We start from the raw sequence: 20,838 nt of genomic DNA on the forward strand, positions 1-20,838 counted from the left end.
ACTGAACCGGTGGAACCTCGTCAACCATCCCTACGCACCGCGGGCTTGCTGCAGTTGTTGAGCTTTTTGCCGCAGCTTGCGGGTTTGCTCCATCACTTCCTCCAGATCTTCGTGGGAGAGGCGCTCCACGTAGTTGATCTTAATCTCTTCCAGCAAGTCTTGTAACAGGGAGCGGATCTCATCCAGCGCATGTTGCTGGGTGAGTTCGTTGGCCAAGACTTCGCCAAAGCGCCGCAACAGTTGGGCCGCCAACTGGGAGCCGACGGGATCCTCGAAGCTGTGGGTCAAGGTTTTATAGGTGGTGGTGGTCAGCTCGCTGGCCAGGCGCTCCGTCAGTTGGCCGGGCAGGGATCCGAGGCCGGGTAGCCGTTCCAGGGTTTGCAGGGCGGGGAGTTGTTTGAGCAGGCCATCCAGGTTGTAGCGGAGCAATTGCTCCACCTCCGGCTGGACCTGGGGCAGGACGCGGTAGAGGACGGTGCGAAAAACCAGGTTGGCAATGGCTTCCAGCTCGTTGATCTCGTTGAGGTCGATGTAGCTGCGGGAGGGATCGGCTGCCGGCAACAGGGGCAAGGATCCCCGCTGGATGGATGCCTGGATTTGGTTGATCACCCGCACGACGATGACCTCGGTCAGGTCTTCGGCGAAGTTGGTAACAAAGCCTTGGCTCACCTGGGCGCGGATCCGCTCCAGATCCAGCAACTGCGCCTGTCCCAGCCGGATGGTAACGGGGATTACCCGCAGCCAGCGCCAAAAGGGCAACAGCAGCAGCACATCGTACCAGCGCCAGAGCATGGCATCCAGCCAATTGACGCCGGTGTAGCGACGGCTGATGGCCACCGTGCGCAGCACAAATTCCAGCCCAAACACCAAGGCAAAGGGAAAGTCCAGCAGGGGGAAAAAGTCCACCGGGTTGCCGCTCTCGCCGATGGGGCGGGAGTAATTGGTCTCGAAGAGGGGGCGCAGGCGGGCCTGGAAAAATTCGATCCCGTCTTTGGGATCGACGCTGGCCAAGTATTCGGCAGTCCAGAAGCGGGCGAAGGCAGCCTTGGCCGAGTCGGCTTCGGGGATGTGCTCCCGCATCAAGTTGAGGATGCGCACAAACTGGCCGGTTTTGTTGGCGGCCTGAAAGGGGTTGGTCTCGATCATCTCGTCGCTCAGTTGCCGCAGGCGGGCCAGGATCGGTGCCGCAGCTTCCGACTCCACCCCAAAGCGCAGGGTGACCTGGCGCAGCTCATCCACCAGGGCCAAGTAGCGCTGGGTTTCCGGGTTGGGCTCAATGCCTTTAACCGGGTCGTACAGGTCGGTTACCGGGGAGCGGCTGGTCTGTTGGGAGAGGATGGGCAAGGGAATGGGAGGGCCAAAGGCACCGAAGATCTGCACCCGCCCCTGGAGCCAGAAGTCTCGCCAGGGCACGTAGCTGAGGTCGAAGAGCACCAAGCACAGGTTGCCCAAAGCCAGCACGGCCATTCCTTTTTCGTAGAGGAGGAGCCAGCGGCTTCGCCCCTTGCGGACGGAACGTCTGATAATGCGTCGAGCGGCGTTCATGATCTCGTGCAACGGGTTGGGCTAAGCCAGCCCTAGCCTACCACCCCTGGTTTGAGCTTCTCTTGGCCGGGGCAAGCTGTTGCACAACTTGGCCAAACTGCTGCCAGATGGCCTCTGCCTGTGGCCCCACCTGGCGTAGGATCCAGCCCTGACAGATGGGATCCGGCGACCGCAGCAGCCAGTGGTGCGTATCCGTCGGCCACTCCGGCTCTGGCCAATCCCCCAGTAAGTACAGGGATCCCCAGCAGAGATGGGATCCCAGCACCGACGCGGCGGAGATATGCTGGTGGGGAAAGCGCAGGTCTAGGTGCTCCTGCAGCCAGAGTTTGCTCCCGTCTGTGGAGGCGGGGATCCCGGCAGCGACCCAAACCCGCAAGCTGCTGGAAAGGCGCCGAAACTGCCAGCATTCCCCCATGGCCAGCCGCCCGGCTGTCCAGATCTCGGCATAGGCCAAGCGGGCACTGGGATCCAGCTCGATCTGCACCTGTTGGCGGAAGTCTGCTCCTGCGCCCAGAATGGTCGGGTGAGGGATCCAGATCAGTTGGCTGGTGGGAGCCAGCTTGACCTTGGCCTGTTGCCGGCTCAGGCCGGGGTGGAGGCGGGTTGCCCCTTGGGTGCGAATTTCCAGCGCTGCGCCTGCCCCCAGCTCGATGGCGATGCGGTGGCGATCCCCGCCCAGCAGTCCACCATTGGGGTTGCGTAGGTAATAGAGTGGCGGCTCACCCGGGGATCCCAGCCATTGCAGGGGGGCCTGAGAATACTCCCAAATGCGAGTCTGTTGGCCTTGGCGGCTGATCTTCAAGAGGGCCTTGCCGAAGTTCACAGGTGGCTCATAGAGGTAGAATCGGCCTGGATGGAGCGAAAGAGCACCTCCCGCTCCAGCCAGCTCAGGATCTGCTCCAGCCCCTCGCCCGTGCGCAGGTTGGTGAAGACAAAAGGCCTGTCCCCCCGCATGCGGCGGGCATCCCGTTCCATCACCCCCAAGTCTGCCCCTACGTAGGGCGCCAGGTCGATCTTGTTGATCACCAGCAGGTCAGAGCGGGTGATCCCCGGCCCCCCCTTGCGCGGGATCTTGTCCCCTTCGGCCACGTCAATAACATAGATGCAGGCATCCACCAGCTCTGGGCTGAAGGTGGCTGCCAAGTTATCCCCCCCCGATTCCACCAGGATGAGATCCAGGGGACAGAAGCGGCGCTCCAGCTCCTGAATGGCATCGAGGTTGAGGGAGGCGTCTTCCCGAATGGCCGTGTGGGGACAGCCGCCGGTCTCCACGCCGATGATCCGCTCCGCTTCCAGCGCCTTGGCCCGCACCAAAAACTCGGCATCTTCGCGGGTATAAATATCGTTGGTCACCACGGCCAAGGACAGGTGATCCCGCAGCGCCAGACAGAGCTTTTCCACCAGGGCGGTTTTTCCGGATCCCACCGGGCCGCCAATGCCAACCCGTACCGGCTGAGCAGTCTGCACCATTGTGCCCGACCTCTGATACTTGAGGCTCTTTTTGGGCATTTTAGAACCAGGTGCTCGCAAGGGGATCCGGATATGGTTCGACTTTTGGTGGCAACTGCCGTGGTGCTGGTGGGCTTTTTGGTTGTGAACCGCCTCTATCGCAACCCGCTCGGTTCAGAGCCGAGGCCGGAACAGGCCAGCCCTGAGGCCGCCCAGCAAGGAATCCCCCAGGGAGGGCCGCTGCAGATCTACCAGTCGCGGGAACAGCTCCAGCAAACCCTCAATCAAGGGGCTACGGCCACGCAGCAGCAGGTGGAGGCCCTCGAGCAGTCCTTGGGGAATTGAGTTGGGGCTTGCAAACAGGGCTGCCGTCCGGCTTGACGGTGGGGCCGGGAAAGCCCGCACCCAAAGTTGTCAGAAGGCTTGAAGCTCACTCCTCAGTGGGAGCAGGGATCCCTGAGGAAACAGCCAGGGCAGCGGAGTGGAAGGCTTGGGCGGATCCCCCAAACGCGCTAAAGTCGAGAATGCTGCAATTTTATAGATCATCCATGCGGATCCCTCCTGTTCCCCCAGAAAAAGCCGATAAGCAACTGCAGAAGGTTTACGAAAGCCTGGAGAAAACCTACGGCACCGCCCTCAACCCGCTACAGGTGATGGCCCATAAGCCACAACTGATGCGGGCGGTGATGAACCTTTACGGGGCGCTGCACACCGACAACCCCAACCTGCCCGAAGAGCTGAAGGAGCTGGTCAGCATCCGCATTGCCCAGATCAACGGCTGCCGCCACTACTGCCTGCCCTACCACACCCTGCAGGCGCAAAAACACGGAGCTAGCCGGGCCAAAATTGCGGCGGTGGCCCAGGCCCGCACCAGCACCCTCTACACCGAGGCGGAGAAACTGGCCATCGAGTACGCCGAGCGCATGACCGTGCCCAGCATGGTGGTTACCGATAGCTTCTTTGCCCAACTCAAAGCCATCTGGTCGGATGAAGATCTGGTGGAGCTCTCGGCCTGGATCGGCTTTATGAACTTCTGGACCAAGGTCATCGCCGCTTTGGATGTGCCTCTGGATCCTGTTTTTGCGGAGCAACTCCAGGCCTCCTAGGCCCAGTCGTCTCGCGTGCTGAAGCTGCGGTCGTACACCTGGCCGCGAGCGTGGATCTGGCGGGTGCGGGCAAACAGCTCCTCTTCGCTCAGGCCCCACTGCTCCAAGATCTGATCCAAATCCTGCTGCAGATCCCAGGCGCCAGGGAAACCTTGATAGCGGATGCGCAGACGGGCGACTTCGGCCAGCACCCAATCGGAGGGAGGGTTCTCCCGAGCCTGCGCCATCAGCTCATCAAGCACAGCCCTGTCGGTGGCATATAGCGGATGCTGTTGCTCCCGCCGAGATAAGCCATTCGGGGGTGAACCAGATGCCGCCATCCCTCTCCTTACCTTTCTTTAAAACACTCTAGCCGAACCCATTAGGGGATCCTCAATGACGAAAATTGGGATCCCTGATGGCCCGAGAGATCGAGGAACCGCGGGAAAGCCGTTATACTGCAAATGTTGCAGACCATAAACATTCTTCAGTTGCGGAGGCGGCGGCTATGCCCATGCCCATGATCGAGACCCGTACCGACCGGATGCTGCTCAACTTTGGGCCGCACCATCCCTCTATGCACGGGGTCTTGCGCCTGCTGGTCACCCTCGATGGCGAAAACATCGTTGATTGCGAGCCCGTGATCGGCTACTTGCACCGCGGCATGGAAAAAATTGCCGAAAACCGCACCGTGGTGCAATACCTGCCCTACGTCTCTCGCTGGGACTACGGCGCTGGCATGTTCAACGAGGCCATCACCGTCAACGCCGTCGAGAAACTGGCTGGGATCCCGGTGCCCCGGCGGGCCAGCTACTTGCGCGTGATCATGTTAGAGCTGACCCGCATCACCAATCACCTGCTCTGGTTCGGCCCCTTCTTGGCGGACTTGGGTGCCCAAACCCCCTTCCTCTATGCTATGCGGGAGCGGGAGTGGATCTTGGATTTGTTTGAAGCCGTCACCGGCATGCGCCTCATCAACAACAACTACTTCCGCGTCGGGGGCGTAGCGGTGGATCTGCCCTACGGCTGGACGGAAAAATGCCTCGATTTTTGCGAGTACTTCCTGCCCAAAGTAGATGAGTACGAGCGGCTGGTTACCGACAACCCCATTTTCCGCCGGCGGCTGGAAGGGGTGGGGGTCATCTCCAAGCAGGATGCCATCAACTGGGGTCTATCCGGCCCCATGCTGCGCGCCTGCGGCGTCAACTGGGATCTGCGCAAGGTGGATCACTACGAGTGCTACGACGACTTCGACTGGGAGGTGGCCGTTTACCCAGAGGGGGATTGCCTGGCCCGCTATCGGGTGCGCATGAAGGAGATGCGCGAGTCCTGCAAAATTGTCCAGCAGGCGGTGAAGGCTCTGCCCGGTGGCCCCTTTGAAAATCTGGAAGCCAAACGCATGCTGGAGGGGCCAAAGTCGGAGTGGAACAAAGGTGATTACCAGTTCATCAGCAAAAAACCCTCGGCCAACTTCAAGATCCCCAAAGGAGAGGCCTACGTGCGGGTGGAGAGCGCCAAAGGCGAGCTGGGCATTTACATCGTCGGCGACGACAATGTCTGTCCCTGGCGCTGGAAAATTCGTCCGCCTGGCTTTGTCAACCTGCAGGTGCTGCCTCAGCTCATTCGGGGCATGAAGGTAGCCGATATGATCGCCATTCTGGGCAGCATCGACATCATCATGGGGGAGGTGGATCGCTAAAATACCGCTAGGAAAGCGAGGATAAAGGCGATGGCCTGGGCGATCTTGGTTCTGCCGCTTTTGATTGTTGCAACTATTGCCGCAATTATCGGCCCCAAGCAATGGGCCAAGTACCAAGAAGAAAGGCGTCGCCGCGCCGAGCAGCTATCTGATGCTCGCCTCCAGGCCATCATTCAGCAGGAGCTACGCCGCCGCCACCGTCCCTCTCAGTCGGATCCCAACGGCAAGGCTTAGTTAACGACACGGGATCCAAGGTTTTTTTGACCCACCGTCTTTAGGGAGCTACTCAACCCCATGACAACTGCCGGTATCGATCTACAGCTCGGCTTTGAGACTGCCCTGCAAAACTTGGGCTTGAGCCCAGGCGTCGCTCATGCCCTCTGGATGCCCCTGCCCATGTTGCTGCTGGTCATCGCCGCCACCCTAGGGGTGATGGTGATGACTTGGCTGGAGCGCAAGATCTCGGCAGCAGCCCAACAGCGGATTGGCCCCAACATGGCTGGCCCCCAGGGGGTACTGATCCCAATTGCCGATGGCATCAAGCTCTTGACGAAGGAGGATGTGCTGCCCAGCCTGGCCGACCCAGTTTTGTTCACGCTGGGGCCGATCTTGGTTTTCCTGCCGGTCTTTTTGTGTTACCTAGTGGTTCCCTTCGGCCAAAACCTGTTGATCTCCAACATCGCCATCGGCGTCTTTTTCCTGATCGCCACCTCCAGCGTGCAGCCCATTGGCTTGTTGATGTCCGGCTACGGCTCCAACAACAAGTATTCCCTGCTGGGGGGACTGCGGGCGGCAGCTCAGTCGATCAGCTACGAGCTGCCCCTAGCTCTGTCGGTGCTGGCGGTAGTGCTGATGAGCAACGGCCTAGACACCGTGGGGATTGTGGAGCAGCAAAGCGGGCTGGGGATCCTCAGTTGGAACGTCTGGCGGCAGCCGATTGGTTTTGTCATTTTCTTGATCTCGGCCCTGGCAGAAACGGAGCGGATCCCGTTCGACTTGCCGGAAGCCGAGGAGGAGCTGGTGGCTGGCTACCAAACGGAGTACTCCGGCATGAAATTTGCCCTGTTTTATCTGGGATCCTACGCCAACCTGCTGCTGGCTTCCCTAATTGCGGCGGTGTTGTACCTGGGTGGCTGGTCGTTTGTGGTGCCGGTGGAGACGATCGCCGCCTGGCTTGGGATCCCGTTGGACAACCCCTTTTTGCAGATTGGCGCGGCGGTCTTAGGGATTCTCATGACGATGGTCAAGGCTTTTATCTTCGTGTTCTTGGCCATCCTCCTGCGCTGGACCTTGCCGCGGGTGCGCATTGACCAACTGTTGGACTTGGGGTGGAAATTTCTGCTGCCTGTCTCGTTTGTGAACTTGCTGTTGACGGCAGCCTTGAAACTTGCCTTCCCCGCCTTTTTCGGGGGTTGAATGAGAGTACAAGAGAGAGGAAAGCGACCATGACTTTTCTAAAGCGAGTTGGCGAATACGTAAGCGACGCTTTCAAAGCAGCCAAGTACATCGGCCAGGGGATGGGGGTGGTTTTCGACCACATGAACCGCCGGCCCGTAACTGTTCAGTACCCCTTTGAGAAATTGATCCCCTCCGAGCGCTTTCGGGGACGCATTCATTTCGAGTTCGATAAGTGCATTGCCTGCGAGATCTGTGTTCGGGTTTGCCCCATCGACCTGCCGGTGGTGGACTGGGTCTACAACACCGAGCTGAAGAAAAAAGAACTCTATAGCTACAGCATTGATTTTGGAGTGTGTATTTTCTGTGCCAATTGCGTCGAGTTTTGCCCCACCAATTGCCTCTCGGTTACCGAAGATTATGAGCTAGCCACCTACGACCGCCACGAACTGAACTACCATCAGGTGGCGCTGGGCCGTCTGCCTTCCAAGGTCACGGAAGATCCGATGGTGACGCCGCTACGGGAGTTTGCCTACCTGCCCAAGGGGGTGATCGATCCCCATGAGCTGCCTGCCGGATCCCAGCGAGCTGGCAAGCGACCGGAGGAGATTCTGGCGGAAATGAGAGCTGCCAAAGAGGCGAAAGCGGCCAAGGCCGCCGTGGAATAGGGATCCCCTGCACTCGGCACTGCTGTCCCTCACCCCCGACCCCTCTCCCCCTGGGAGAGGGGAGATAGACTCTGCTTCAAGAAGGTGTTTTGTGGCCGCTGTGGCTGTTTGAACTTGTGGGGCTCACTTGTCTGCAAGGTGGGGAAAAGTTTTCTGGATCCCTGAGTCAAGAACTGGAATGGGGGTGTCCAGGACGGATGGATGCCAGCCTTAGCCAACTTTAGGGAAAGGAAAAGGTAAACCTGCCCGCCGAGCCAGGAGAGGTGGCCGATCCGCTGAAGGTTTGTGCGGCGCTTCCGCTTTTGCGAACCGTTACAGTAAAGGGAATGGGAGCAGTGACCTGAGAACAGCGCCGGAACAACCTCACCTCAATAAGGTACAGGCCTGAGGGCGGGGTGGAGGCCCAAAAAACATTCTCTACAGGATTTTCTGTTACGGCAACGCAGTCGGCATTGGCATCCACATCTAGCTGTCCCCCAGAAGGAATAACCCGATTGTCAAAAAACACTGTCTGCTGCCTGGGATCCGTGACATATAGGTCAAGGTCATCGATAGTGCTCCAGGTGAGAGTAATCTGAATTGGGCCGGTGCCGAGCACCGGGGGAGTTGGAGATGGCCTCGGAGTCGGGACAGGGGTCGCTGTCGGCGTCGGCGCAGATCCGCCGCCGATTCTCTCAGCAAGGTTGCCCTGGAAGCTGTTGCCGGCCAAGTAGGCGGCGACCACTGCCTCCGGCGTGCCGGGAGCTACTTGAATGGCTACCCCCGCGCCCTCGCCCCGGGCTAGGAACGTATTTCCGGTAATGGTGCGGGCCTGGGTTCCTTGCAAGATGCGAATGCCGACGCTGCCGGCTATCCCGCCCACGCCGATCCGGTTGGATTGAATCGCCGGCGCCGATCCCGCTCCATCCAGTTGGATCCCGGTGGTGCCGCCGGCATCTGTCTGGCGAGCCTGCAGCGCCAACCCAGCCGCAGCAGTGGGCGGATCCCCTTCGATCTGGTTGTTGCGGAAGATCCCGCCGGAGTTGTCGCTATAGCGAACCCCCAAAGCTCCCAAAGCTTGCAGAAGGATCGCGTTGTTCTCCAGGAGCGGATTACTCCCTGGCACAGTGCCGACACCTACGCCTCCTGTCTTGCTGACAGTGACCGAGATGCTGGCGACGCGACCATTGCCCGAGATCTGCACACAGGGATCCGAAAACTGCTGGCAAAAAACCTGGGCCAATTGGTTGACAGCTCCCTCCAAAACGGCGGCATTACCGTTGACCAAGATGTTGGAGCTGGGGCTATTGAGGGTAACCTTGCTTGGCTGAAAGGTGCCATCGTTTACCTGAATCTTTCCGCCTTCCAACACCACCTCCACCCCTTGCAGGCTGGTTTGGCTAGCTACGATGACATTGAACAACCCGGCCAGGATCTCGTAGGCAGCAGAGCTGGTAATCCGAATCCGCCCGCCATTGGTGCCGTCACCTCCATCCAAGGCCAGGTTCTTCTCTAGCCTCTCCTTGCCCGCCCCCAAAATCTCAATCAGCACCTCCAGGCCGGCTGTAGCACTTTGCAATCGCTGCGCCTCTGCGACGGCATCGGCCAACTTAGTGAAGGGGCCTTTGGCCGGATCCACCCTTAGGATGACGGGCTCCCCAGGCGGCGGCAGAGGAGGAGAGTTGCCCGCACCTCCCCCACAGCCGAAAGCGATCCCTGCTAACAGAGGCAGCAAGAGGGAACGGGTTCGCCAGGTGGATCGGGATGCTTGGCCGTTTCTAGGAAGGGATCCTTTCATCCGTGGAAAATCCTTGGAAATCCCTATCAGTCAAACGTATCAGAAGTGCAGACACCTAGAGCCACGATAAGCCCCCAGGATCTAATTCTCCCAGACAGAGCCTTTCAAAAGAGATCGCTGGCAGGGGATCCGCGGAAGCCAAGCGCATCCTGCACAATTGCAAGTAGCCCAGGGCAGAAGCTGAGCCGGTATATCCTGAGAAGGAAGCCCAGATGGGGTTACAGATGGCCATGGCCGCTTCCGTTCGCTCGATTACACCCCAAGAACTGGCCGCCCGCCTGCGCGATCCGGAGGCCGGCCCCCTGCAACTCATCGATGTGCGGGAACCGGCAGAGCTGGAGCTGGTCAACCTCAGCGCCCTTGGCTTTCGCCACTACCCCTTGAGCTGTTACAAAGAGTGGAGCGAGCGAATCTTGAGGGAGCTGGATCCCCATTGCCCAACCTTTGTCCTCTGCCACTATGGGATCCGCTCTGCCCAGGTGAGCGAGTGGTTGCAGGCCAACGGCTTTACCCAGGTCTACAACATTAGCGGTGGCATCCACGCCTGGGCCCTTGCGGTGGATCCCACCCTGCCCACCTATTGAACTTCTACAGCGTCAGGGAGCCCACCTTTTGCTCCAACAACTGGGCTAGATCTTGCAAGAAAGCTGCGGCGTGGGCACCGTAGATGACGCGGTGGTCACAGGTAAGGTTAACCTGCATCTGGGAGCGGATGGCGATGGCTTTTTCCGGCGTGGCCACCACGGTGGGGCGAGCAGCACCAATGGCCAAGATGGCCCCTTGGTTGGGAGGCAGGATGGCGTCGAAGCGATCCACCCCAAACATGCCCAGGTTGGAGAGGGTAAAGGTGCCGCTGGTGTACTCCTCCGGCTGCAGTTGCTTGCGCCGCGCCCGCTCCACCAGATCCTTCCAACGCCGTGAGAGTTCGTACAGGTCAACTCGGTTGGCCTGTCTGAGCACAGGGGTAATTAGGCCCCCGTCTTCCATGGCCACCGCCACGGCGATGTTGATGTCGGCTTTGTAGTGGATCCCGTTTTCGGTGTAGCTGGCGTTGAGGAGGGGGTGCTTTTCTAGAGTCACGGCCACAGCCTTGACCAAAAGGGCCGTCAGCGTTACCCCCTTGGGCTTCACCTGTTGGTAAAGCTGATCCAGGCTGTCGGTGGTAATGGTGTAGCCGACGTGGAACACCGGCACGCCCAAGCTGGCGTTCATGTTGCGCACCACCGCCGCCTGCAGCGTGCTCAGGGGAACCACTTCTCCCAGGGGCACAGAGACGGGGGGAGGAGTGACCGAGGAAGGAGCTGCCGCCGGGGTAGAGGTGGGCTGAGCTGCGGCCCGCTCCACATCTTCGGCTACGATGCGCCCACCAGGGCCGGAGCCGCGCACCGTGCGCAGGTCAACCCCCAGACTTTCTGCCAATTTTTTCGCCCGTGGGGAAGCCAGGATGCGCTGGGATCCAGCTCCGTCGGAGCCACTTGGGGGCGTGGAGGGGGGGCTTGCTGCAGGCGCAGGGGTTGGCCGTTGAACGGTGGGGACAGAGGCCGCGCTAGGGGTAGCCACCGGCGCAGCACCCTTGGAGAGGGCCTTGGCTCTCTCCTGGGCCTCGGCCAGCTCCGCTTCGGTTTCAGCAATGAGGGCGATGGGGGCGCCCACCGGCGCCGATTCCCCGGCTGGGATGAGGATGCTGGCCAGAATGCCGCTGTGGAAGGACTCCACATCCATGTCTGCTTTGTCCGACTCCACCACCAGGATGTTTTCTCCTTTCTCCACCCGGTCGCCGGGGTTCTTCAGCCAGGCAACAATCTTGCCCGTTTCCATGGTGGAGCTGAGGGCCGGCATGGAGAGTTCGTGGATCATGGCGGGGGTGGCAACACAGCAGAGAAGATTGTAACCCAGCAGACGGGATCCCGGCGCAGTCCCCTGGGCCTAGTGGGCGCCGGCAGCTTCCGCCTCGGCCACCACCAACAGGGTTTTCAGCAGGGAATCGGGGTTGAGGCTGATGGAGTCGATCCCCTGCTGCACCAGGAAGCGGGCAAAGTCAGGGTAGTCGCTGGGGGCTTGTCCACAGATGCCAATCTTGCGCCCGTGGCTTTTCACCGTCTGGATCACCTGGGCAATCATCCGCTTGACGGCCTCGTGGCGCTCGTCAAAAAGGTGGGCCACCAGGGCCGAGTCGCGGTCCAACCCCAGGGTGAGCTGGGTGAGGTCGTTGGAGCCGATGGAGAAGCCGTCGAAGATCTGGCAGAACTCGTCGGCCAGGATGACGTTGCTGGGCAGCTCGCACATGACGTACACCTGCAGGCCGTTTTCCCCTCGCACCAGGCCGTGGCGGGCCATCTCCTCCAGCACCTTGTGCCCCTCTTCCGGGGTGCGGCAGAAGGGGATCATCAAGATAACGTTGGCCAGGCCCATCTCGTCCCGCACCCGTTTCATGGCCCGGCACTCCAGCGCAAAGCCCTCGCGGTAGCGGGGATCCGTGTAGCGGGAGGCCCCCCGCCAGCCGATCATCGGGTTTTCCTCGTGGGGCTCATAGCGGGATCCGCCCAGCAGGTGGGCGTATTCGTTGCTCTTGAAGTCCGACAGGCGCACAATCACCGGCTTGGGGTAGAAGGCAGCGGCGATGGTGGCCACCCCCTGGGCCAGCTTGTCTACAAAGTACTCCGGCTTGTCGGCATACTGGGCGGTGAGCTCCGCCAGGCGCGGCTCCTCCTTGACCGCCTCGTTGTAGTGGATCAAGGCCAGAGGGTGGATCTGGATGTGGTTGGCGATGATGAACTCCAGCCGCGCCAGACCCACGCCGTCGCAAGGGATCTCGCTCAGGCCAAAGGCTTTTTCCGGGTTGCCCACGTTCATCATCAGTTGGGTGCGGGGGCGGGGCAGCTCCTCTAGCGGGATCTCCGTCACCTCATAGGGCAATAGACCAGGATAGACGCGCCCTTCCTCCCCTTCGGCGCAGGAGACGGTGATGGGATCGCCGGAGCGGAGCACCTGCGTGGCGTTGCCGCAGCCAACAATGGCCGGGATCCCCAGCTCGCGGGCAATGATGGCCGCATGGCAGGTTCTGCCCCCCTGGTTGGTGACGATGGCGCTGGCCTTTTTCATGATTGGCTCCCAGTCGGGATCGGTTTTCTCCGTCACCAGCACCTCGCCAGCCTGGAACTGATCCGAGCGGCGCACATCCAAAATGACGCGGGCTGTGCCCTGGCCGATGGCCTCTCCCACCGCCCGTCCTTGCACCAGGGGGTCTGGGCGCGCCTCCGTCTGCGTAAAGCGGTAGGTCTTGAGGCGGTTGGTGGCCTTTTGGGATTGCACCGTCTCGGGGCGGGCCTGGACGATGAACAGCTCGCCCGTGATCCCGTCTTTGGCCCACTCAATGTCCATGGGGGTGAAGCGGCCCCGCAGCGCCGAGTAGTGCTCCTCGATGAGGCAGGCCCAGCGAGCCAGCTCTAGGATCTCGTCGTCCTGCAGGGCATATTGGCGGCGCAGGCTCTCGGGGACGGGTACGTTTTTGGTGGAACGGGATCCCTCCTCGTCGTAGACCAGCTTCAGGGCCTTGCTGCCCAGCTTGCGGGAGAGGATGGGGCGCAGCCCCTGCTTTAGGGTAGGTTTGAAGACCACGTATTCGTCGGGGTTGACGATGCCTTGCACCACGTTTTCCCCCAGCCCATAGGCAGCGGTGATCAACACCGCGTCTTTAAAGCCCGTTTCTGGGTCGATGGAGAACATCACCCCCGAACAGGCCAAGTCCGAGCGCACCATCTTCTGCACCCCCACCGAGAGGGCCACCTGGAAGTGGTCAAAGCCCTTGATCTGGCGGTAGGAGATGGCCCGGTCGGTAAACAGGCTGGCAAAGCAGCGGTGGCAGGCATTCAGCACTGCCTGGATCCCGTGCACGTTGAGGTAGGTCTCCTGCTGGCCGGCAAAGCTGGCATCCGGCAGGTCTTCTGCTGTGGCGCTGGAGCGCACCGCCACATCGGTATCGGGGCCGTAGCGCTCGCACAGCTTCTGGTAGGCTTCGCTGATGGCCTGCTCCAACTCTGGGGGGAAAGGCGTCTGCAGAATCAAGGTGCGGGCGGCTTTGCCCCGCTCGCGCAGGTTCCGCACATCCTCGATATCGAGGTCTTTGAGGATCTCCCGCAGCTTCTCCTCGAGGCCGGCAGCGGCGATGAACTGGCGATAGGCATGGGCAGTGGTGGCAAACCCCAGGGGCACGCGGATTCCTTTGGGGGTCAACTGCTGCAGCATTTCCCCTAGAGAGGCGTTTTTCCCACCCACCTGGGCCACGTCCCGCAGCCCCACCTCTGTGAGGGGCACAACCAAGGGTGGCTCTGAGCCAAGCTGGTGGTGAGAGGATCCCAGCGCTACTCCATCCGACATGCCTTGTCTCCTTATGCCCATCAGAGCAAGCGTGATAGTTGCAAAAAGACCTTCTCCCGCCAGGACCTGGCCTGGCTTCAAGGAGCTCTACCCCCACTAGTGTACTGAGGGTTTTCCTGGGGCTAGAATCCCGGCACAACGCACCCAGAGACGGCTGAGATAGGGAGGAGACAAAGACAATCTCGCTAGGATCCGGCTGAAAAAGCTGCCACAAATCTTCGACCTTTTTTACCTAATGCAAAAGAACCGCTCTGCCACAATGTTTTCAAAGCAGCAGTTTGCGGAAACAGGGCAAATGGAAGGCCCCAGGGATCCGGCGGCAGCAATTCGCCAGGTAAGAGTGACGGAAAAACAGCAGGGCTTGCGGCTGGATCGCGGGTTGGCGGAACAACTGCCGGATCTGTCGCGCTCGCGCCTGCAGCAGCTCATTTGCCAGGGCCAGGTTTGGCTCAATGGGCGGCCCTGCCTGGATAAGGATCGCCCCCTGCAAGCCGGGGATGAGATTGAGGTGCGGATCCCACCAGCCACCCCTACAACTTTGGAGCCGGAGCGGATCCCCTTAGACATCCTCTACGAAGATGAGGATCTGCTGGTCATCAACAAGCCGCGCGGTCTGGTGGTGCATCCTGCTCCTGGACATGCCAGCGGCACGCTGGTGCATGCATTGCTGGCCCACTGTCCTCGCCTTTCCGGGATCAACGGCGAGCTGCGCCCAGGGATCGTCCATCGCCTCGACAAGGACACCACCGGCGCCCTGGTGATTGCCAAACACGATCAGGCCCACCAGCATCTGCAGGCCCAGATCCAGGCCAAGACGGCTCGGCGCATCTATCTAGGGGTGGTGTTTGGCCGGCCAGCCCAGAGCCAAGGCACGATCTCTGCCCCCATTGGCCGCCACCCGGTGGAGCGGCAGAAGATGGCGGTTTTGCCTCCCGGCCAAGGGCGAGCGGCGGTAACCCACTGGCAGGTGCTGGAGCGATTGGGCAACTACACCCTGATGCAGTTTGAACTGGAGACCGGTCGCACCCATCAAATTCGGGTGCATGCCGCCCACCTGCGCCTGCCCATTGTTGGGGATCCCCTCTATACCCAGAGCAAAACCAGCCCCGTCAAACTCAGCGGCCAAGCTCTCCACGCCTGGAAGCTCTCCTTTGTCCACCCGCGCACCGGCCAGCCGCTGCAGTTTACTGCCCCTCTGCCGGAAGAGTTCGAGCGGCTGCTGCGGCAGTTGCGCAGCCAGGCCGGATAGGCAGCTTCTAGGGTCGCTCTCGGCCCTGTCTGGTCTGTCCAATCAGGGTTCATGCTGATCCCCCGTGACCAGGAAGTTTCAACCTTCAGTAAATTTTTAGAGAAGTTGGAAGTGTTTTTGCCGGGTGAGTTGTTTAGAGTTGTCCCCACACCGGTGGGGCAGACAATTAAGACAATCTCACATCTACCGGGATCCCTTGCCTGGGTGGGCGACACTAGGACTGGGTCGCAGAAGCGCGATAGCTAAGGAGGGGAGTATGAGCAAGAGCCTGCTGGAGCAGTTGCGAGAGATGACCGTCGTGGTGGCCGACACGGGGGATATCAACGCCATTGAGACCTTTAAGCCGCAGGATGCCACCACCAATCCCTCTTTGATCACAGCAGCCGCCCAAATGCCCCAGTACCAGGGCATTGTCGATGAGACCTTGCTCAAGGCCCGCCAAGAACTGGGATCTAAAGCCGACACCAAAACCGTAGTGGCCCACGCCATCGATGAATTGGCGGTAGCCTTTGGCGTGCGCATTCTCTCCATCATCCCCGGTCGGGTTTCGACCGAGGTAGATGCCCGCCTCTCCTACGACACCGAGGCTACCGTAGCCAAGGCCCGCTACCTCATCGAGCTCTACAAGGCGGCAGGGGCGGATCCCAAGCGGGTGTTGATTAAAATTGCTTCGACCTGGGAAGGGATCCGCGCCGCCGAGATCTTAGAAAAAGAAGGGATCCACTGCAACCTGACTCTGATGTTTGGCCTGCACCAGGCCATTGCCTGTGCGGAAGCAGGGGTAACCCTCATCTCGCCCTTTGTGGGCCGCATCTTGGATTGGTACAAAAAACACACAGGCCGGGAGAGCTATCCCCCTGCTGAAGATCCGGGCGTGCAGTCGGTAACTCAGATCTACAACTATCTGCGCAAATACGATTACCCGACGGAAGTGATGGGCGCCAGCTTCCGCAACATTGGGGAAATCATCGAGCTGGCCGGCTGCGATCTGCTTACCATCTCGCCAGTTCTCTTGGCGGAGCTGCAAAACACCGAAGGCCACCTGGAGCGCAAATTGGATCCGGAAAAAGCCAAGAAAATGGACATCCCGCGTCTGGTGATGGATCGAGCCACCTTCGACCAGATGCACCGGGAAAACCGCATGGCTTCAGAAAAGCTGGAAGAAGGGATCCAGGGCTTCTCCAAGGCGCTGGAGGTGCTGGAAAGGCTGCTCACCGAGCGGCTACAGAAGCTGGAGGGCGCCAAGAAGGAAACGATTACCCACGCCGCCCAGGATGTCTTCCGCATCTACGACCTGGATGGGGATGGCTTCATTACCCGCGAGGAGTGGATGGGGGCGGATCGCGTCTTCGATGCCCTCGACACCAACCAAGATGGCAAAATTACCCCCGAAGAAATGCTGGTCGGCCTAGGGGCAGCCGTCTACTTGAGGAATTAGCCAGCCAGCTCTATGGGCGAGAACTTTCGCTGCATCGGGGATGGGGTAGCTGCCCTAGAGGCCCAGGCCCGCCTCTGGATTGCCCAGCGGCTACAGGGGATCCCTTACGATCCGCCCCCGGGGCCGGCGGCCAGCCAGGTGCTGCGCTGGATCGAGACGGACTTGCTCCCCCGCCTGCAGCAAACGCCCCAGGAGCTGGAAAATCTCCTGCGCGGGCTCAATGGCGGCTATGTGCCCAGCGGCCCTTCCGGCGCCCCCACGCGGGGCCGGGTGGAGGTGTTGCCCACCGGGCGCAACTTCTACTCGGTGGATATCCGCGCCATTCCTACCCCCACCGCCTGGCAGGTTGGCTCGCTGGCTGCCGAGCGGGTGGTGGAGCGCTACGTGCAAGAGCAGGGGGAATATCCCCGCCACCTGGGCCTATCCGTTTGGGGAACTGCCACCCTGAGAACCGGCGGCGAGGACTGGGCGGAGGCGCTGGCGCTCTTGGGGGTTAGGCCCCGCTGGGAGGGGGGACGGGTGGTGGATATCGAGATTCTGCCTGAAGCGGCTTTGGGCCGTCCCCGCGTGGACGTAACCCTGCGCATCTCCGGCTTCTTTCGCGATGCTTTTCCCAACCTGATTGCCCTCTTCGACCGGGCCGTGCAGGCCGTGGCCGCCCTGGAAGAACCGGAAGCCGACAACCCCCTGCGGGCCCAGGTGCTGGCCGATACCCAGTACTGGCAGGAGCAAGGGATCCCGCCTTCAGAAGCGGCAGAGCGGGCGCGGCTGCGCATCTTTGGCTCCAAACCAGGGGCCTACGGAGCCGGACTGCAGGGGCTAATCGAGGCGCAAAACTGGGAAACCGAGGCGGATCTGGCGCGCGCCTACCTCACCTGGAGCGGCTACGCCTACCGGGCCGAGGGCGAGGGAGAGCCGGCCCCCGCAGCTCTGCGGCGGCAACTGGCCCGCTTGCAAATTGTCCTGCACAACCAGGATAACCGCGAGCACGATCTCCTCGACTCCGATGACTACTACCAGTTCCAGGGGGGCATGGTGGCAGCCGTGCGCACCCTCCAGGGCCGCAACCCCCAAATCTACTTCGGGGATCACGCCCGTCCCCACAACCCCAAGATCCGCACCCTGGCCGAAGAGATCGACCGCGTCTATCGCGCCCGCGTCGTCAACCCCAAGTGGATTGCCGGCGTAATGCGCCACGGCTACAAAGGCGCCTTTGAGATGGCCGCCACCCTCGACTACCTTTTTGCCTACGACGTCACCACCCACGCCGTGCCCGATTTCATGTACGCCGGGGTGGCCCGCGCCTACCTGTTGGATCCCCGGGTGCAGCAGTTTCTGCGGGATCACAACCCCTGGGCACTGCGGGATATGAGCGAGCGGCTGCTGGAAGCCCACCAGCGGGGCTACTGGCAAGAGCAGGCCCTAGAGCTGGTGCCCCAGCTGGAAGCCCTGCTGCTGGAGACGGAAGCCCGCCTGGAGGCCACCCAGGGATCCCTGGCGGGAGAAGGTTAAGTTCAGCTAAGATGCTCTCAGCAAACCAGGCGCGGAGGGATCCCAATGATGAGCAAAGCCAAGTTACTGCGAGAGATTCTGGGGCCCCTACTGGAAGATTACCGCTACTGGTTTGAGCGCTCCCGCCGCTTTTTGCAAGAAGAAACCCTAGAATTTATTAGCCCAGAGGCGCAGCAGGCCCTTCTGGAGCGGGTTTTGGCTGCCCAAGCAGAATTGCAAGCCGCAGAAGCCCTCTATCAGCTGTCGGAGAATGAAGTTGGCGTTGACCCAGCGCTGATGGCAAAATGGCATCACCTGCTGATGGAGTGCGCCGAGCTGGGCCGTCGCTTCCGCCAAATTCACCCTTCCTCTGACTCATCTGACCCGTGATGCTGCAGATCCTCTACCTCATCGCTTTCGTGGCCATCGCTTTTGTGGCCCTGCGTAACCTGGTGGCCAATATCATCACGTTGGGCAAAGAAGAGCGCAAGGCCTCGCCCCGTCGGGCTCGCCGACAGGCGCCCCACCCAGAGCTCTTGGATGAAGAAGGCAACCTGACGGAAGAGCCCTTGTTGGTGATTCGTTCGACCAGCCTGGAAGAAGCCCGCAGCCGCCTGGAAGATCTCTACTCTGGCTCTCCTGACGAGGATTAAAAGCGGCGCAGGAGCTTCCCCTTTCTCGGTGTCGGCCCGAGTCAGTTGTGGGGGTAAGTAGCCTTTCTTGGATGAAGTTACGATGAAGCACCTGGCGCCGAGCACTATTCCTAACTCCCCTCTCCCTGAGGGAGAGGGGTTGGGGGTGAGGGTCGTCCCTGAGGGAGAGGGGCCGGGGGTGAGGGTAGCGGCGCGGAGCACTTGGGTAGGCGGCAAGGTATCTTAACCTTGTTTGAGACAACTACAGTCAATCTGGTTCTTCACCTGGTGGCCTCTGGAGCTGGCCTGCAGCATTGACGCAAACGTCACAAATGGGATCCGATTCCAATTCCGATTTCGAGGTGGAAGCCGTCCTGGAGGCGGTGCTGAGCAAGCTGACGGTTTTGGCGGAGACGGGACAGACCTTTGGCCAGCCGATTACCATTGGCGACACAACGATTGTCCCCTACGTGTCGCTCTATTTTGGCGTTGGCGGAGGAGGGGGCCATTTTGGCTTTCGCAGCAACGGACGGGATCCGGCCAGCCTGTTTGGCGGAGCGGGGGGCGGGGTGCGCATCGAGCCGGTGGGCTTTTTGGTGATCCGAGGGGAGCGGGTGGAGCTGCTGACCACGGCCCAAAAGCCTGGCCAGTGGAGCCAGCTTGGCGAGACTATAATTCCCCTGCTGCAGCAGTGGCTCCAGAGCCGGGCCGGCAACTCCTCAAATGACCAGCCAAATGACTAGCCGCGAATGGAGAGGCGGGATCCCTGGGGGGAGGGCTGCACCTCGATGCGGTGGGGAAAGGCCTCTTGCAGGCTGGGGATGTGGGTGATCACCAGGATGCAGGCAAAGTCAGAGGCCACAGCGTTGATGGCCGCCAGCAACTGGGCCCGCCCGGTGGCGTCCTGGGAGCCAAACCCCTCGTCAATGATCAACGTTTGCAGGTCGGAGCCGGAGCGCTGGGTAAGCAGGCGGGAGAGGGCCAGGCGAATGGCGAAGTTGATGCGGAAGGCCTCGCCGCCGGAGTAGGTCTCGTAGGGGCGGGGGCCGCGGGGATCGGCGATGAGGATGTCGAGGGTTTCAATTAGCTTGTCCGAGCGTCGCCCCGAGCGCTGGGTTACAAAGCGCAGATGGAGGCGGTGTTGGGTGAGGCGGCCCAGGATCTGGTTGGCCTGGGCCTCTAGCTCTGGCAGAACGTTTTCGATGATCAGGGCGGGAATGCCGTTGCGGCCGTAGGCGTTGGCCAGCTCCTGGTACACCTGCTGCTGGCGGCGGGCCTGCTGCAGTTGTCGCTCTAGCTCTGCCCGCTCCGACTGTTGTTCAAGGGCCTGCTGCAGCCGCTGTTGGGCCGCCCCGATTTGAGAAAGCACCTGATCCAGCCCTTGCCGGTGCTCCTGCAGAGCTTGGCGGATCCCTTCCAGGTGGGCGGGCAAGACCTCAGGCTGCTCCGCCAGTTGTTGCTGCAGCGCTTCCAGCTCTTGGGTGGCCTGGGCAAAGTGCTGCCGGCTTTCCTGCAGGCGTTGGGCCAAGACCTGGCTGCGGGCTGTGGCTTCCGGCAGCTCCTGGCGGGCTATTTGGAGGGCCTGCAGGCGGGCCGGCCACAGTTGCGCCTGGGCCAGTTCTGCTTTTACCTGCTGGTGCAGGGATCCGTCGTAGCCGAGGTGGTGCAGCGCCTGTTCGATCTGGACCAGTCGCTCTGCTAGGGCAGCCGAGGAGGGCGTCTGCTGCAGGGCTTCCAGTTGGGCTTGTAGGGAGGCGATTTGCTCACCTAGGCGGGCGCGGCGCTCCTGGGCCTTGCGCAGTTCTTGGGAGCGGCCCAGGGCCCAGCGCCAGCGCTCCAGCTCCCCTCGCTGCAGGGCGTGTTCGCGCTCGTCGTAGCCCAGGTGTTGCAGGGCCTGCTGGATCTGGGCAAGCTGCTGCCGCGCCTCTGGGGCATAAGCTTCTTGGTTGAGGATTTGCTCCAGTTCTGCCGCTTCTGCCCGCCAAGCCTCCAGTTGCCGATGGCGCTCCTGCCCGGCCTCCCACTGCTGCTGC

The 20,838-nt window shown here is 61.2% G+C and carries 20 protein-coding genes and 1 pseudogene; 13 read left to right on the forward strand and 8 right to left on the reverse strand.

Annotated features, from left to right (window positions below; translation table 11 throughout):
• Positions 1–30: 30 nt before the first annotated feature.
• The 3 genes from NW835_RS10200 to ureG are packed head-to-tail and all read right to left on the reverse strand — an operon-like array spanning position 31 to position 3,015.
• Positions 31–1,545 carry a hypothetical protein gene (locus NW835_RS10200; protein WP_414376701.1) on the reverse strand — a complete coding sequence of 505 codons (1,515 nt, stop codon included), beginning with the start codon at positions 1,543–1,545 and terminating at the stop codon, positions 31–33.
• Between the two features lie 37 nt (positions 1,546–1,582).
• On the reverse strand, positions 1,583–2,368 hold the full coding sequence (locus NW835_RS10205) for an urease accessory protein UreD (RefSeq protein ID WP_414415224.1): 786 nt from the start codon (positions 2,366–2,368) through the stop codon (positions 1,583–1,585).
• Positions 2,365–3,015: an urease accessory protein UreG gene (ureG, locus tag NW835_RS10210; protein ID WP_414376705.1), complete on the reverse strand. Its 651-nt coding sequence runs from the start codon at positions 3,013–3,015 to the stop codon at positions 2,365–2,367. Before ureG ends, NW835_RS10205 begins: the two co-directional genes overlap by 4 nt.
• 72 nt (positions 3,016–3,087) lie before the next feature.
• Here ureG and NW835_RS10215 point away from each other — a divergent pair, with 72 nt between their 5' ends.
• Both NW835_RS10215 and NW835_RS10220 read left to right on the forward strand, forming a co-directional pair.
• Positions 3,088–3,339 carry a hypothetical protein gene (locus NW835_RS10215; protein WP_414365362.1) on the forward strand — a complete coding sequence of 84 codons (252 nt, stop codon included), beginning with the start codon at positions 3,088–3,090 and terminating at the stop codon, positions 3,337–3,339.
• A gap of 203 nt (positions 3,340–3,542) precedes the next feature.
• On the forward strand, positions 3,543–4,100 hold the full coding sequence (locus NW835_RS10220) for a carboxymuconolactone decarboxylase family protein (RefSeq protein WP_414415225.1): 558 nt from the start codon (positions 3,543–3,545) through the stop codon (positions 4,098–4,100).
• Here NW835_RS10220 and NW835_RS10225 read toward each other — a convergent pair.
• A complete protein-coding gene (locus tag NW835_RS10225; protein ID WP_414335221.1) occupies positions 4,097–4,420 on the reverse strand; it encodes a DUF3288 family protein in 324 nt (107 codons plus the stop codon). The genes NW835_RS10220 and NW835_RS10225 overlap by 4 nt on opposite strands.
• A gap of 173 nt (positions 4,421–4,593) precedes the next feature.
• Between NW835_RS10225 and NW835_RS10230 the strand changes: the two genes are divergently transcribed.
• Genes NW835_RS10230 through ndhI form a run of 4 tightly spaced genes read left to right on the forward strand, consistent with a single transcriptional unit; the run spans position 4,594 to position 7,841 of the window.
• The gene (locus NW835_RS10230; RefSeq protein ID WP_414365381.1) at positions 4,594–5,778 is read left to right on the forward strand and encodes an NAD(P)H-quinone oxidoreductase subunit H; all 1,185 of its coding nucleotides are present in this window, start codon (positions 4,594–4,596) and stop codon (positions 5,776–5,778) included.
• 30 nt (positions 5,779–5,808) lie between these two features.
• The gene (locus tag NW835_RS10235; protein WP_414365360.1) at positions 5,809–6,012 is read left to right on the forward strand and encodes a hypothetical protein; all 204 of its coding nucleotides are present in this window, start codon (positions 5,809–5,811) and stop codon (positions 6,010–6,012) included.
• 60 nt (positions 6,013–6,072) lie between these two features.
• Positions 6,073–7,194 (forward strand): NADH-quinone oxidoreductase subunit NuoH, encoded by a 1,122-nt coding sequence (gene nuoH / locus NW835_RS10240; protein ID WP_414376707.1) that lies wholly within the window; start codon positions 6,073–6,075, stop codon positions 7,192–7,194.
• A gap of 29 nt (positions 7,195–7,223) precedes the next feature.
• A complete protein-coding gene (gene ndhI / locus NW835_RS10245; protein ID WP_414376709.1) occupies positions 7,224–7,841 on the forward strand; it encodes an NAD(P)H-quinone oxidoreductase subunit I in 618 nt (205 codons plus the stop codon).
• Between the two features lie 220 nt (positions 7,842–8,061).
• Here the strand turns inward: ndhI and NW835_RS10250 are convergent, their stop codons facing one another.
• Entirely contained in the window at positions 8,062–9,618 is a 1,557-nt protein-coding gene (locus tag NW835_RS10250) for a right-handed parallel beta-helix repeat-containing protein (RefSeq protein WP_414415226.1), read from the reverse strand.
• A gap of 212 nt (positions 9,619–9,830) precedes the next feature.
• On the opposite strand from NW835_RS10250, the gene NW835_RS10255 reads away from it, so the two are divergent.
• Entirely contained in the window at positions 9,831–10,202 is a 372-nt protein-coding gene (locus NW835_RS10255; RefSeq protein WP_414372446.1) for a rhodanese-like domain-containing protein, read from the forward strand.
• A 4-nt stretch (positions 10,203–10,206) separates the two neighbouring features.
• On the opposite strand, the gene NW835_RS10260 is transcribed toward NW835_RS10255, so the two are convergent.
• The gene (locus tag NW835_RS10260) at positions 10,207–11,475 is read right to left on the reverse strand and encodes a dihydrolipoamide acetyltransferase family protein (RefSeq protein WP_414415227.1); all 1,269 of its coding nucleotides are present in this window, start codon (positions 11,473–11,475) and stop codon (positions 10,207–10,209) included.
• A gap of 69 nt (positions 11,476–11,544) precedes the next feature.
• Positions 11,545–13,995 (reverse strand): phosphoenolpyruvate synthase, encoded by a 2,451-nt coding sequence (gene ppsA / locus NW835_RS10265; RefSeq protein ID WP_414415228.1) that lies wholly within the window; start codon positions 13,993–13,995, stop codon positions 11,545–11,547.
• Positions 13,996–14,254: 259 nt separating this feature from the next.
• Between ppsA and NW835_RS10270 the strand changes: the two genes are divergently transcribed.
• The 6 genes and pseudogenes from NW835_RS10270 to NW835_RS10295 all read left to right on the forward strand — a co-directional run bounded on the left by NW835_RS10270 (position 14,255) and on the right by NW835_RS10295 (position 19,548).
• Positions 14,255–15,244: an RluA family pseudouridine synthase gene (locus NW835_RS10270; protein WP_414415229.1), complete on the forward strand. Its 990-nt coding sequence runs from the start codon at positions 14,255–14,257 to the stop codon at positions 15,242–15,244.
• A gap of 256 nt (positions 15,245–15,500) precedes the next feature.
• On the forward strand, positions 15,501–16,682 hold the full coding sequence (locus tag NW835_RS10275) for a transaldolase (RefSeq protein ID WP_414378556.1): 1,182 nt from the start codon (positions 15,501–15,503) through the stop codon (positions 16,680–16,682).
• Positions 16,683–16,709: 27 nt separating this feature from the next.
• Positions 16,710–18,194: pseudogene (locus NW835_RS10280) on the forward strand (cobaltochelatase subunit CobN); the annotation flags it as partial.
• 48 nt (positions 18,195–18,242) lie between these two features.
• Positions 18,243–18,563 carry a DUF2605 domain-containing protein gene (locus NW835_RS10285; protein ID WP_414341527.1) on the forward strand — a complete coding sequence of 107 codons (321 nt, stop codon included), beginning with the start codon at positions 18,243–18,245 and terminating at the stop codon, positions 18,561–18,563.
• On the forward strand, positions 18,563–18,826 hold the full coding sequence (locus NW835_RS10290) for a DUF2973 domain-containing protein (RefSeq protein ID WP_414333816.1): 264 nt from the start codon (positions 18,563–18,565) through the stop codon (positions 18,824–18,826). The genes NW835_RS10285 and NW835_RS10290 overlap by 1 nt, the downstream gene beginning before the upstream one ends.
• 293 nt (positions 18,827–19,119) lie before the next feature.
• Positions 19,120–19,548 (forward strand): GerW family sporulation protein, encoded by a 429-nt coding sequence (locus NW835_RS10295; protein ID WP_414337951.1) that lies wholly within the window; start codon positions 19,120–19,122, stop codon positions 19,546–19,548.
• Here the strand turns inward: NW835_RS10295 and NW835_RS10300 are convergent.
• On the reverse strand, positions 19,545–20,838 hold a 1,294-nt coding region (locus tag NW835_RS10300), incomplete at its 5' end, for an SbcC/MukB-like Walker B domain-containing protein (RefSeq protein ID WP_414415230.1). The genes NW835_RS10295 and NW835_RS10300 overlap by 4 nt on opposite strands.

Origin of the sequence: Synechococcus sp. OH2 (assembly GCF_047462155.1) — a bacterium.
In the GTDB taxonomy this organism is placed as follows: Bacteria; Cyanobacteriota; Cyanobacteriia; order Thermostichales; family Thermostichaceae; genus Thermostichus.

Excerpts from the sequence above, each read along its gene's own strand:
- NW835_RS10200 (WP_414376701.1), bottom strand. The coding sequence starts at position 1,545 with ATGAACGCCGCTCGACGCATTATCAGACGTTCCGTCCGCAAGGGGCGA.
- ureG (WP_414376705.1), bottom strand. The coding sequence starts at position 3,015 with ATGGTGCAGACTGCTCAGCCGGTACGGGTTGGCATTGGCGGCCCGGTG.
- NW835_RS10215 (WP_414365362.1), top strand. The coding sequence starts at position 3,088 with ATGGTTCGACTTTTGGTGGCAACTGCCGTGGTGCTGGTGGGCTTTTTG.
- NW835_RS10220 (WP_414415225.1), top strand. The coding sequence starts at position 3,543 with ATGCGGATCCCTCCTGTTCCCCCAGAAAAAGCCGATAAGCAACTGCAG.
- NW835_RS10225 (WP_414335221.1), bottom strand. The coding sequence starts at position 4,420 with ATGGCGGCATCTGGTTCACCCCCGAATGGCTTATCTCGGCGGGAGCAA.
- NW835_RS10230 (WP_414365381.1), top strand. The coding sequence starts at position 4,594 with ATGCCCATGATCGAGACCCGTACCGACCGGATGCTGCTCAACTTTGGG.
- NW835_RS10235 (WP_414365360.1), top strand. The coding sequence starts at position 5,809 with ATGGCCTGGGCGATCTTGGTTCTGCCGCTTTTGATTGTTGCAACTATT.
- nuoH (WP_414376707.1), top strand. The coding sequence starts at position 6,073 with ATGACAACTGCCGGTATCGATCTACAGCTCGGCTTTGAGACTGCCCTG.
- ndhI (WP_414376709.1), top strand. The coding sequence starts at position 7,224 with ATGACTTTTCTAAAGCGAGTTGGCGAATACGTAAGCGACGCTTTCAAA.
- NW835_RS10250 (WP_414415226.1), bottom strand. The coding sequence starts at position 9,618 with ATGAAAGGATCCCTTCCTAGAAACGGCCAAGCATCCCGATCCACCTGG.
- NW835_RS10255 (WP_414372446.1), top strand. The coding sequence starts at position 9,831 with ATGGGGTTACAGATGGCCATGGCCGCTTCCGTTCGCTCGATTACACCC.
- NW835_RS10260 (WP_414415227.1), bottom strand. The coding sequence starts at position 11,475 with ATGATCCACGAACTCTCCATGCCGGCCCTCAGCTCCACCATGGAAACG.
- ppsA (WP_414415228.1), bottom strand. The coding sequence starts at position 13,995 with ATGTCGGATGGAGTAGCGCTGGGATCCTCTCACCACCAGCTTGGCTCA.
- NW835_RS10270 (WP_414415229.1), top strand. The coding sequence starts at position 14,255 with ATGTTTTCAAAGCAGCAGTTTGCGGAAACAGGGCAAATGGAAGGCCCC.
- NW835_RS10275 (WP_414378556.1), top strand. The coding sequence starts at position 15,501 with ATGAGCAAGAGCCTGCTGGAGCAGTTGCGAGAGATGACCGTCGTGGTG.
- NW835_RS10285 (WP_414341527.1), top strand. The coding sequence starts at position 18,243 with ATGAGCAAAGCCAAGTTACTGCGAGAGATTCTGGGGCCCCTACTGGAA.
- NW835_RS10290 (WP_414333816.1), top strand. The coding sequence starts at position 18,563 with ATGCTGCAGATCCTCTACCTCATCGCTTTCGTGGCCATCGCTTTTGTG.